Source organism: Sphingomonas sp. DMC8 (assembly GCF_056314185.1).
The window spans coordinates 241484-253165 of the sequence record NZ_JBQUYV010000001.1; the positions used below are offsets into that span (position 1 = coordinate 241484).

The window sequence follows — 11682 nt, forward strand, 5'->3', positions numbered from 1 at the left end:
CGTCCGCCGGCACGGGTGCCGGACCCGAACCCCCGTTCGATGCCCCGCTGGAATAGCGGCGACGGCCATAGCGGCTGATTCGCCCGCTGTCACGAACACGCCACGAACCGGGGGCAAGCAGCACCGGAACCAGCGACAGGGACTGCATCGCAATGAGCATTCGTATCGACCGCCGCGCCTTGATTCTCTCGGCTACCTTCGGCGTAGGGGCGCTGTCGCTGCCCGGCATCGCCCTGGCTCAGGCCTCGGCCCGCGGCTTTACCCATTCGGTCGCCAGCGGCGAGCCGGGGCCCGATACGATGCTGCTCTGGACGCGCTATGTGCCCGCCGATCGCGGCGCGGTGAAGCTGCGCGCGCAGGTGTCGGCGACCGAGGACTTCGCGCATATCGTGGCGGAAGGATCGCAGATTACCGGTCCGTGGCGTGACCATACTGCCAAGGTGACCGTGGATGGGCTGACGCCGGGCACGCGCTATTTCTACCGCTTCATCGCGCCGGACGGCAGCTTCTCGCCGGTGGGCCGCACCCGCACGCTGCCGGTGGGCGACACCAGCCGCTTCGGTATCGCGATCTTCTCCTGCTCCAACCTGCCGTTCGGCTGGTTCAACGCCTATGGCCATGCCGCTGCGCGCGACGATATCGACCTGTGGATCCATCTCGGCGATTATCTCTACGAATATAAGCAGGGCGGCTATGCACCTCCGGGCGGCGCGATCGGCGGCCGTTGGCCCGAACCGGCCGGCGAACTGATCCACCTCACCGACTATCGCCTGCGCTATGCCAGCTATCGCAGCGATCCCGATCTGCAGGCGCTGCACGCGGCCAAGCCGATGCTGATCCAGTGGGACGATCACGAAAGCGCGAACGACAGCTGGGAAGGCGGCGCCGAAAACCACCAGCCCGACAGCGAAGGCGACTGGAGCGCGCGCAAGGCCGCCGCCATGCAGGTGTTCCGCGAATGGGTGCCCGTGTCGGAAACGCCCTGGGGCACCTATGACATCGGCACGCTTGCAACCTTCTTCCGCACCGAAAGCCGGCTGCTGGCGCGGACCGAACAACCGGACATCGCGCCGCTGTTCAAGGAGGCCGATCCGGCGAAGGCGCTCAAGGCGTTCCGCGACGGGGCCTGGCAGGATCCGGCGGCGACGATGCTCGGCACCGAGCAGGAAGTGTGGCTCGACCATGCCATGCGCCACTCGGTCAAGGCGGGGCAGCGCTGGCAGGTGGTCGGCTTCGGCACGATCATGGGCAACACCGTCACCCCGCCCGAGGCGATGTCCTGGCTGTCGCCCGATGCCAATCCGCGCGCCAAGGCCTATATCCAGGCGGGGATCATGGCGGGCAAGTTCGGCCTGCCGTTCAACTATGACAATTGGGGCGGCTATCCCGCTGCTCGCGCCCGTTTCCTCAAATCCTCGCAGGCGATGGGTGCCAATCTGCTGGTGGTGTGCGGCGACAGCCACAATGCCTGGGCGTTCGACCTGGCGCAGGATGGCAAGCCCGCGGGCGTCGAGTTCGCCGGCCACAGCGTCACCTCGCCCGGCTATGAATCGGCGACCCGCACCGACCCTAAGGTGGTCGCCGCTGCGCTGGTCAGGACCAACCCCGAGCTCAAATGGTGCGACACCAGCCGCCGCGGCTATATGGCGCTGACGCTCACGCCGGATCAGGCGCGCAATGACTGGCTGTTCGTGGACACCCTAACCGAACGGCGGCCGGCGGCAGGCGTTGGCTATAGCGCGACGGTCGCGCGTGGCCGCAACGTTATGGCCTGAACGGCATGCCCCCGGTTCACGCCGGGGGCGGGCCTGTCGTCAGATGTCCTGCACCAGCCGGCCGTAGAGTTCCGGCCGGCGATCGCGGAAGAAGCCGAAGGCGGCGCGGTGGCGCTTGACGCGATCGATGTCGAGCGTGGCGGTGATCACGCCTTCTTCGGTCCGGTCAAGCTCTGCCAGGATGTCGCCGCGCTCGTCGGCAATGAAGCTGGTGCCGTAAAAGGTCTGGCCGTGTTCGGTGCCGACGCGGTTGGCGGCAATCACCGGCACGACGTTCGACACGGCATGGCCCACCATGGCACGCCGCCACAGCCGCGCGGTGTCGAGGCTCTCGTCATGCGGCTCGTTGCCGATCGCCGTGGGGTAGAAGAGCAGTTCCGCCCCCATCAGCATCATCGCGCGCGCGGTTTCGGGGTACCATTGGTCCCAGCAGATGCCGACGCCGATCTTCGCGGCCGGGCCGTCCCAAACCTTGAAGCCGGTATTGCCGGGGCGGAAATAGAATTTCTCCTCATATCCCGGTCCGTCCGGAATATGGCTCTTGCGATAGACGCCCGAGACCTTGCCGTCGGGGCCGATCATCGCGAGGCTGTTATAGTGATGCGGCCCGTCCGCTTCGAAGAAGCTGGTCGGGATGTGGATGCCCAGCTCGGCGGCCAGCGCCTGCATCGCCAGCACCGCCTTGTGCTCGCCGACCGGCTTGGCGGTGGCGAACAGGCTCTCGTCCTCGACGCGGCAGAAATACTCGCCCTCGAACAATTCGGGGGGCAATACCACCTGCGCACCGCGCGCTGCCGCCTCGCGCACCATTTCGGACACGCGGGCGATGTTCGCGTCGATGTCGTTCGAAAAGGCGAGCTGGAGCGCGCCGACAGTGATCTCGGTCATCAAAGTCCTCAGAGCGTGATGCCGAAGCGGGCCAGTGCCGCCGCGGTCAGAAAATAGAGCAGGATGGTCATCCCGATACCGGCGAGCAGCGCCGGTGCGAAACTGGTGCCCGACCGCATCAGCGCCGGCACCAGCAGGAACATGGGAAGCGACGGCAGCACATACCAGAAGGTGGCCTGCAGATGATCGGCCACCCGCACCGGATCGCGCGTGTCGCGCCATAGCCAGAGCACGCCGAGCAGCGAAATCAGCGGCAGCGATGCCACCAGCGCCCCGAACGCCGGGCTGCGCCGGGCGAGCATCGCGACCGCCGCGACGATCATCCCGGACAACAGCGCACGGACGACGAAGGCAGTCATGCCCGGGTCGGTATCTGCTGCGAAATGCAGTGGAAGCTGCCGCCACCGGTCAGGATATGGTCGGCGCGCTGGCCGACGATGGTGCGGCCGGGGAAAATGCCCTTCAGCGTTTCGACAGCGGCTTCGTCATGGGCCTGGCCATATAGCGGCACGACGACTGCGGCATTGCCGATGTAGAAATTCATGTAGCTCGCGGGGATCACTTCATCATCGGCGATCACCCGGCCGGGCGAAGGCATGCGGACCAGCTCGACGCCGAAGGCGCGGGCGCGGTCGGCGGCATCCTGATAGACGCGCCAATTGGGGTCGTTCTCGGCCGGCTCCGGAATCAGCAGCCGGTTGGGGCCTACGAACCGGGCGAGATTGTCGACATGCCCGTCGGTATGGTCGTTGAGCAGCCCATTGCCGAGCCACAGCACCCGGTCATAGCCTAGATCGGCCGCGAGCCGCGCCTCGATCGCGTCGCGGGCCAGGCCGGGATTGCGATTGGGGTTCAGCAGGCATTGCTCGGTGGTGACGCACAGGCCGGTGCCGTCGCCGTCGATCGCGCCGCCTTCCAGAATCCAGTCATGCACCAGCGCGTCCATCCCGTGCCGGGCAGCCAGCCGGGCGCCGATATCGTCGTCGCCTTCCAGATCATATTTGCCGCCCCAGCCGTTGAAGCCGAAGTCGTGCGCGACGCCCACGCCGTCGATAATCGCAGCGGTGTCGCGCAGCCAGATGTCGCCGAACGGTTCGGTGACGACCTTGGCCGTGTTGCCCGCAAGCGCCGTGGCGGCGGCCGCCGCTTCCGCATCGGCAGCGACCAGGATCACCTGTTCGCCCTTGCCATCGGCATGGACGGCACGGGCGAAGGCGGCAACTTCGGCGCGGGCGGGCTCCAGATCGTCCAGCCACAGATCGCCATGGCTGGGAAAACCGATCCATACCGCATCGTGCGGCGCCCATTCGGGGGGAGGGGTAATGGTCATGGGGCCGCCCTTAGCGTCATCGGGTTACAGGGAAAAGGCTGTGGCTGCGACCATAGGAACGCAGCCTATTGCCCGCTACGCGACGCGTCGCGGACCGCGCGGAATTCTGCGTTCTTGTACCAGTTCGGCCAGGCATTGCCGTCCGCCAGCGCGCGGCCCAGGCCATAATAGACGCGCAGGTCGGACAGCGCGCCGTCCCAGTTCCATGCGGGATCATATTCGTCCTGCGGCTTGTGATAGCGGTTGGTGACATAGTCTTCGGCGGCTTTCGCACCGGCCGCCTTGCCGCCCACCACCAGATCCTCGCCGCTTTCGCCATAGAGCATGGGGACGCCCAGCTTGGCGAAGCTGAAATGATCGGAACGGTAATAGCTGCCCTTTTCCGGCGTCGGCTCCAGCCCGATCACCCGGCCTTCGGCGGCGACGAACGGCTTCACCATATCCTCGATTTCGGACTTGCCCGCGCCGACCAGCACGAAGTCCTTCGCCTTGCCGACGATGTTCAGCCCATCCATGTTCACGCCGCCAACGGTCTTCGCCAGCGGATAGACGGGGTGTTCGGCATAATATTGCGAGCCGATCAGCCCCTGTTCCTCGGCCGTGACCGACAGGAAGACGATGCTCCGCTTTGCCGGCCCGGCCTTTGCCTGTGCCTCGGCAAGGGCGACCAGACCGGCGGTGCCGGTCGCGTTGTCGACCGCGCCGTTGCAGATGTCGTCGCCCTTGACCGGCTTGCAATGGCCCAGATGATCCCAATGCGCGGAATAGAGCACGACTTGGTCCGGATGCTCGGTGCCGGGCAGGATGCCGATCACGTTCTTCGATGCCTGGCGCTTGATGCCGAGGTCGAACGAGGCCGACGCACGCATGCCCAGCGGTACCGCCTTGAAGCCCTTGTGCTTTGCCGCCTCGACCAGGGCCGCGTAATCCTTGCCCGCACTGGCGAACAAGGCGCGGGCGGCGTCTTGCTGGATCCAGCCGATCAGTTGCGACTGGTCGAGATGGTCGCCGGGCGTATCCTGTTCCAGCTTGGGGCCGCCCCAGCTGCTTTCCACCACGCCCCAGCCATAGGCGGCCGGCTCGGTATCGTGGATGATGATCGCAGCGGCCGCACCCTGGCGCGCGGCTTCCTCATATTTGTACGTCCAGCGGCCATAATAGGTCATCGCCCGGCCGCCGAACGGCCCATCGAGCGTCATCGTCTGCCAGTCGGGATCGTTGATCAGGATGACGACCGTCTTCCCCCTCACATCGACGCCGGCATAGTCGTTCCAGCCGCGCTCGGGCGCGTTGATGCCATAGCCGACGAACACCATCTCGCTGTTCTGGAGCGCGATATGGGGGGCGACGCGGTAGCTGCTGAATACTGCCTGGCTGCCATAGGCGAGCGAAATTGGCGCCTTGCCGCCGCTGAACACGAGTTCGCTGGGGTTCTTCACCGTCAGTTCGACCAGCGGCACGTCCTGCACCCACTGGCCGTGATTGCCGGGCTGCAGCCCCGCCTTCTGGAACCGCTCGATCAGATAGGCGATCGTCTTGTCTTCGCCGGCCGTTGTCGGCTTGCGCCCCTCGAACGCATCGGAAGAGAGCGTCTGGGTGACGGACTTCAGGGTGTCGAGCGAAAGGGCAGGCGCTGTGGTCTGGGCCTGAGCGGCGGTGGACGTCAGCAGAGCAAGGGCGAGCAGCGAGCGGCGCATGGAAATCCTCCTGTTGCCCTCGTTGTGCCGAGTCCGTTCGCGCGGGTCCAGCCCAACGAAAAAGGGCGGCCCCGAAGGACCGCCCCGTTTCCTGTTTCCGATCGGAAACCGAAGCTTAGCGCGAATAGAATTCGACGACGAGGTTCGGTTCCATCTTCACCGGATACGGCACTTCGTCGAGCGTCGGCACGCGGGTGAAGGTGACCTTCGAGGCGCCGTCCGGCACCACATAGTCGGGAATGTCGCGCTCGGCGAGGCTCTGCGCTTCCATCACCAGCGCCATTTCCTGCGCCTTGCTGCTCAGGCTGATTTCCTGGCCGGGCTTGATGCGGCGCGAACCGATGTTGCACTTCTCGCCATCGACGCGAACATGGCCGTGGTTGACGAGCTGACGGGCGGCGAAGATCGTCGGCGCGAACTTGGCGCGATAGACGATCATGTCGAGGCGCTGTTCGAGCAGACCGATCAGGTTCTGCGACGTGTCGCCCTTCATGCGCGACGCGTCTTCATAGGCCTTCTTGAACTGCTTTTCGGTCACGTCGCCATAATAGCCCTTCAGCTTCTGCTTGGCGCGGAGCTGCAGGCCGAAGTCGGACATCTTGCCCTTGCGGCGCTGACCGTGCTGGCCGGGGCCGTATTCACGCTTGTTCACCGGGGACTTGGGACGACCCCAGATGTTTTCGCCCATGCGGCGATCGAGCTTATGCTTGGCGCTGGAGCGCTTCGACATCGTATTTCCTTACCAATTGCGTTGACGTTGACCCGGGCGGCGAACCGTCCTGATCGCGATCCCGGTTTCGCCTGTGCCGTTTCGCGTGAGAGAAAAGGCGCAGGGCCACCGCTTCACCGGGGTGCGGGGCCAATTGCGAAGCGGCGCGCCTAGCGGGGGTGGGGGCTGGAGTCAAGCACTGGCAAATCACGCTCACCCTTCCGCGGCTTCGTCGCTGCTTCCTTCTCCCAAGGGATAGGGGCTTTGACACCTCTCCCTTGGGAGAGGGAGAGGCCCGCCGCCGAAGGCGGTGAGAGGGTGAGGGTGGTATTCTGTCACTCCGCCCGATGGCGCTTCTTGCCCTCCAGCGCTGACAGCACGCCGCGCAGCGTGCGCAGTTCCTGGCTCGACCAGCCGGGCTTGGTCAGCAGCGTGCGCAGCGTGCGTTTGGTCGACGGCACCCGATCGGGTGGGAAATAATAACCCGATTCCTCGAGCATCGCGTCGAGCTGGCCGATCATCCCGTCCAGCTCCTCTTGCGGGGCAGGGGGATCGAGGTCGACGGCGGGCGGGCTTTCCAGCCCGACATGCTTCGACCATTCATAGGCGACGAGGATTACCGCCTGGGCAAGGTTGAGCGAGCCGAATTCCGGGTTGATCGGCACCGTGACGATCGTCCGGGCGAGCGCGACATCGTCGGTCTCCAGCCCCGAACGTTCCGGCCCGAACAGGATCGCGCTGCGGCCCTGCGCCATGTGGATTTCGCGCGCAGCGACCTCAGGCGTCACGACCGGCTTGGTGACGCCCCGTTTGCGCACCGTCGTCGCATACACATCGGCGCAGTCGGCCACCGCATCGGCGACGCTGTCGAAAACCTGCGCGCGTTCCAGCACCAGATCGGCGCCACTCGCGGCAGGTCCGGCTGACGGGTTGGGCCAGCCGTCGCGGGGGCTCACCAGCCGCATCTCGGTCAGCCCGAAGTTGAGCATGGCGCGGGCGGCCTTGCCGATATTTTCGCCCAGCTGCGGGCGGACGAGCACGATGACGGGGGAATTCAACTTTTGCCGACCTCGCTGACATTGCCGGCGAAATCCTCGAAATCCTTCGCCTCGCGGAAATCCTTATACACGCTGGCAAAGCGGATATAGGCGACCGAATCCAGCCCCTTCAGCGCTTCCATCACCAGTTCACCGATCCGCTGCGAGGGGATTTCGCTGTCGCCGGTGGTTTCCAGCTGGCGCTGGATACCCGACACCAGCCGCTCGATCTGCGCGGGCAGGATCGGCCGCTTGCGGCAGGCGGTGGAGACCGAGCGCATCAGCTTGTCGCGCTCGAAGGGCTCACGCCGGTCGCCGCTTTTGACGACAGTTAGGTCGCGCAGCTGGATGCGCTCAAAGGTAGTGAAGCGCGCGCCGCACGCCTCGCACTGTCGCCGCCGACGGATCGCCGCCCCGTCGTCGGTGGGGCGGCTATCCTTTACCTGGCTGGCTTCGTTGGAGCAGAAGGGGCAGCGCATGTCAGTGCATCCGGGAGGGGCTGGCTACCCTCACCCTTCCGGCACTTCGCGCCTCCCTCCCTCTCCCAGTGGGAGAGGGATTTAGCGCCCTCTCCCATTGGGAGAGGGAGGGGGCCCGCCGCCGAAGGCCGTGGGGAGGGTGAGGGTGAGCAGTCAGTTCAGCCGCCGTAGATCGGGAAGCGTTCGCACAGCGCGCGGACGCGGGCCTTCACATCGGCTTCGACGGCGGCATCGCCTGCCTCGCCCTTTGCACGCAGGCCGTCGAGCACGTCGGCGACCATGTTGCCGATCTCGCGGAACTCGGCCGGGCCGAAGCCGCGGGTGGTGCCCGCCGGCGAGCCGACGCGGATGCCGCTGGTCTTGACCGGCGGCAGCGGATCGTTGGGGATACCGTTCTTGTTGCAGGTGATCGCGGCGCGCTCCAGCGCCTCGTCGGCGTCCTTGCCGGTCACGCCCAGCGGGGTGAGGTCGACCAGCGCGAGATGCGTGTCGGTACCGCCCGAGACGAGGTTCGCACCGCGCTCCTTGAGAGTCGCGGCCAGCACCTTGGCGTTTTCGACGACGGCCGCGGCATAGCTCTTGAACTCGGGCCGCAGCGCTTCGCCGAACGCGACGGCCTTGGCGGCGATCACGTGCATCAGCGGACCGCCCTGCAGGCCCGGGAACACCGCCGAGTTGATCTTCTTGGCGATCGCCTCGTCATTCGTCATCACCATGCCGCCGCGGGGGCCGCGCAGCGTCTTGTGCGTGGTGGTGGTGACGACATGGGCATGGCCGAACGGCGTCGGGTGCACGCCGCCGGCGACCAGGCCGGCGAAGTGGGCCATGTCGACCATGAACAGCGCACCCACCTCATCCGCGATCGCGCGGAAGCGGGCGAAATCGATATGGCGCGGATAGGCCGAGCCGCCGGCGATGATGAGCGTCGGCTTGTGCTCCTTGGCTAGCCGCTCGACCTGGTCGAAGTCGATCAGGTGATCGTCGGGGCGCACGCCGTACTGGACGGCGTTGAACCACTTGCCGCTCATCGCCGCGCGGGCGCCGTGGGTCAGGTGGCCGCCGGCATCGAGGCTGAGGCCGAGGATCGTGTCGCCCGGCTTGGTCAGCGCCAGCATCACTGCGCCGTTCGCCTGCGCGCCCGAATGCGGCTGGACATTGGCGAAGCCGCAGCCGAACAGCTGCTTGGCGCGGTCGATCGCCAGCTGCTCGACTTCGTCGGACGGGTGGCAGCCCTGATAATAGCGTTTGCCGGGATAGCCCTCAGCGTACTTGTTGGTGAAGACCGAGCCCTGCGCCTCGAGCACCGCCTTGGAGACAATGTTTTCCGACGCGATCAGCTCGATCTGGTGCTGCTCGCGGTCGAGCTCGTGGGCAACGCCGGCGGCGATCGCCGGATCGCTTTCGGCGAGCGTCTTGGTGAAGAAGCCATCCGGCTGAAGGCCTGCCGTTACGGGGTTGGTGCTCATGCGGGGCTCCTTTCGGGGTTGCTCAGCTTGTCGACGCGACGCTGGTGCCGGTCGCCGAGGAAAGCCGTTTCGAGAAACGTGGTAATGCAGGCCTTGGCCATTTCGATACCGACCAGCCGCGCGCCCAAGGCTATCACATTGGCATCGTTGTGCTGGCGCGCAAGGCTGGCCGAAAGCGGTTCGGAAACCAGCGCACAGCGCGCCGCCGGGTTGCGGTTCAACGCAATGGAAATGCCGATACCCGATCCGCACAGCGCGACGCCGAAATCGGCTTCGCCGGCGGCAATGGCCGCGCCCAGGCGATAGCCGTAATCGGGATAGTCGACGCTTTCCGGCCCGTTGGTGCCCAGATCGCGGACGTCGTGGCCGGCGTCACGCAACCAATCGACGAGTTCTGCCTTCATGCCGAAGGCGGCGTGGTCCGAGGCGATGGCGATGCGGTGTTGCATGCCGCGCTCCCTACGCGCGCAAGGCGCCGATGGCTAGACGGTTGGGAGTACAGGATGGCGAAGAGGAAGTTTCTGCTGGTTCCGGCGCTGGTTTGGGCGGTGGCGGCCTGCTCGCCCGCCACGCAGGACCGCGTCGACAACGCGCTCGATAATAGCGGCGAGTCGTTCGACAATGCCGCCGATCGCCTTGGTACGCAGATCGATGACAAGATCGATCGGGCCGGACGCGCGCTACGCAATGGCGCTGACGATGCCGGTAATGCGATCGCCAATGGCGCGGACGACGCCAGCCGGGCGATCGACAACCGGACCCGCTAGGCCGGTCTAGGGCCGCGGCCGGCTCCCTGCCCCGGCGAGCCAGCCGCGCTGCCGCACCAGCGGCAGATGCCGCGCGCTGACCGGGACTTCGCGCCCGTCGGTCAGCCGCAGCAGCCAGCGCCTGCCTTCACGATGCGCACCTGTGATGGCGGAGGCAGCCACCCAGATGCTGCGATGGACTTGCGCGCCATCTACCGCTGCCAGCTCGACGAGCGCGTCGCCGAACCGGTAGTGGACGAGGACGCTCGCATTGCCGCCATGCACCCGGCAATAATGGTCCTCAGCCTCGATTGCCGTCACCGCCTCCGGCGTGATCCGTGCCCGTGCGAGAAGACCGTCAGCGGGTATTTCCAGCGGCGGCTCCGGGGGATGGGGCGGCTCTTTCTGCTTCTGCGCCGGCCGCATTGCGCGCACGGTAATAAGGCAGACGCTCAGGGCCAGCATGCCGATGGCCGCGGCGCGGGCCCAGACCAGGCCTGGCATGGTCGCAACCGATGCGCCTACCATCGTCGCGCACCAGACGATCTCGGCCGGTAGCGATGCGTTCAGCAAAACCGTGCCGAATAGCGATACCCGCAGCCAGTCGCTGGGACGTCGTACGAGCAGCGCGAACAGAATCTGCCACTTGAGCGCGTTCCAGCCCATCAGCAGCAGCCAGAACCCGGCGCGTTGCGCCGGCGGCAGGCTGTCGGTGCGGAACCCTCCGGTCACGATCATCACCCCGGCCAGCGCGCCGCAGGCAATCCATAGCAAGGGGAAGCCGGGAGGTCGCGGCCAGCGCGTTGCACGTTTCACGAAAGCGGAAGCGTGTTTCGCGAAATCGCGCTTGCCGACAGCCGGGGCGCGGCGAAGCAAGGGAAGGGAAACGGCGCGCATGGCGACACGCTGCCACTGCCCGCGCCGGTCGACAACATCGTTGCGAAAGGGGGTATCTGCATGCGCCGCTTTATTTATGGGCTTCTGCCGTTTCTGGCTGGTTGCCTGGTGCCGGCCGTTGCGCAGGCGCAGGCCGCAGACACGGCGGCGATCGCTGCGCAGCAGGCCGCGCTCCACAAGCTCGACTGGATGCGCGGGCGTTGGCGCGGAACCGCAGAGACAATGACGCCCGCTGGCCCGCTGAAGATGATCCAGACCGAACGGATCGGCGCGATGCTCGACGGAACGCTGCTGGTTATCGAAGGCAGGTCGTGGCGGGAGGACGGCAGCGCGCCGTTCCACGCCTTTGCCGTGCTCTCCTATGACAGCCATACGCAGAAATATACGCTCACCAGCCATGCTCAGGGGCGCTCGGGCAGTTTCCCTTTCGCGCTCACCGACACCGGCTATATGTGGGAAACTCCCGCCGGTCCCAATGCCGTCGTCCGATACACCGCAACGCTGGTGAACGGCGTATACACGGAGGTTGGGGATTTTCGGATGGAGGGGCAGCCGCCGCGACGGTTTTTCACCATGACACTCCGCCGAATCGGGGACACGGACTGGCCAGCGGCTGGCGGAGTCCCGCCTAAGGATTGATTTCCCGGCCGCACTGTCA

General features: G+C 66.2%; 13 protein-coding genes. 3 read left to right on the plus strand and 10 right to left on the minus strand.

The features are described 5' to 3' along the window. Positions 1-152: 152 nt before the first annotated feature. Positions 153-1775 carry an alkaline phosphatase D family protein gene (locus tag ACT53K_RS01135; RefSeq protein ID WP_476226687.1) on the plus strand — a complete coding sequence of 541 codons (1623 nt, stop codon included), beginning with the start codon at positions 153-155 and terminating at the stop codon, positions 1773-1775. A gap of 39 nt (positions 1776-1814) precedes the next feature. Here the strand turns inward: ACT53K_RS01135 and aguB are convergent, their stop codons facing one another. The 9 genes from aguB to rpiB all read right to left on the minus strand — a co-directional run bounded on the left by aguB (position 1815) and on the right by rpiB (position 9830). Further along, the gene (gene aguB / locus ACT53K_RS01140) at positions 1815-2663 is read right to left on the minus strand and encodes an N-carbamoylputrescine amidase (RefSeq protein WP_476226688.1); all 849 of its coding nucleotides are present in this window, start codon (positions 2661-2663) and stop codon (positions 1815-1817) included. Between the two features lie 8 nt (positions 2664-2671). After that, a complete protein-coding gene (locus tag ACT53K_RS01145) occupies positions 2672-3022 on the minus strand; it encodes a DUF3147 family protein (RefSeq protein WP_476226689.1) in 351 nt (116 codons plus the stop codon). After that, the gene (locus tag ACT53K_RS01150; RefSeq protein ID WP_476226690.1) at positions 3019-3993 is read right to left on the minus strand and encodes an agmatine deiminase family protein; all 975 of its coding nucleotides are present in this window, start codon (positions 3991-3993) and stop codon (positions 3019-3021) included. The genes ACT53K_RS01145 and ACT53K_RS01150 overlap by 4 nt, the downstream gene beginning before the upstream one ends. Positions 3994-4058: 65 nt before the next feature. Further along, on the minus strand, positions 4059-5690 hold the full coding sequence (locus ACT53K_RS01155; RefSeq protein WP_476226691.1) for a M28 family metallopeptidase: 1632 nt from the start codon (positions 5688-5690) through the stop codon (positions 4059-4061). A gap of 115 nt (positions 5691-5805) precedes the next feature. Next, on the minus strand, positions 5806-6420 hold the full coding sequence (gene rpsD / locus ACT53K_RS01160; protein ID WP_476226692.1) for a 30S ribosomal protein S4: 615 nt from the start codon (positions 6418-6420) through the stop codon (positions 5806-5808). A gap of 314 nt (positions 6421-6734) precedes the next feature. Continuing rightward, on the minus strand, positions 6735-7457 hold the full coding sequence (locus ACT53K_RS01165) for an RNA methyltransferase (RefSeq protein ID WP_476226693.1): 723 nt from the start codon (positions 7455-7457) through the stop codon (positions 6735-6737). After that, positions 7454-7915 carry a transcriptional regulator NrdR gene (gene nrdR, locus ACT53K_RS01170; protein ID WP_476226694.1) on the minus strand — a complete coding sequence of 154 codons (462 nt, stop codon included), beginning with the start codon at positions 7913-7915 and terminating at the stop codon, positions 7454-7456. The genes ACT53K_RS01165 and nrdR overlap by 4 nt, the downstream gene beginning before the upstream one ends. A gap of 158 nt (positions 7916-8073) precedes the next feature. Continuing rightward, positions 8074-9381, minus strand: coding sequence for a serine hydroxymethyltransferase (gene glyA, locus ACT53K_RS01175; RefSeq protein WP_476226695.1), 1308 nt, complete (start codon positions 9379-9381; stop codon positions 8074-8076). After that, entirely contained in the window at positions 9378-9830 is a 453-nt protein-coding gene (gene rpiB, locus ACT53K_RS01180; protein WP_476226696.1) for a ribose 5-phosphate isomerase B, read from the minus strand. Before rpiB ends, glyA begins: the two co-directional genes overlap by 4 nt. A 54-nt stretch (positions 9831-9884) precedes the next feature. On the opposite strand from rpiB, the gene ACT53K_RS01185 reads away from it, so the two are divergent. Then, entirely contained in the window at positions 9885-10148 is a 264-nt protein-coding gene (locus tag ACT53K_RS01185; protein ID WP_476226697.1) for a hypothetical protein, read from the plus strand. Between the two features lie 6 nt (positions 10149-10154). Here the strand turns inward: ACT53K_RS01185 and ACT53K_RS01190 are convergent, their stop codons facing one another. Further along, positions 10155-10943, minus strand: coding sequence for a LytTR family DNA-binding domain-containing protein (locus ACT53K_RS01190; protein WP_476226699.1), 789 nt, complete (start codon positions 10941-10943; stop codon positions 10155-10157). 12 nt (positions 10944-10955) lie between these two features. Here ACT53K_RS01190 and ACT53K_RS01195 point away from each other — a divergent pair, with 12 nt between their 5' ends. Continuing rightward, positions 10956-11663: a lipocalin/fatty acid-binding family protein gene (locus ACT53K_RS01195; RefSeq protein ID WP_476226700.1), complete on the plus strand. Its 708-nt coding sequence runs from the start codon at positions 10956-10958 to the stop codon at positions 11661-11663. Positions 11664-11682: the final 19 nt, after the last annotated feature.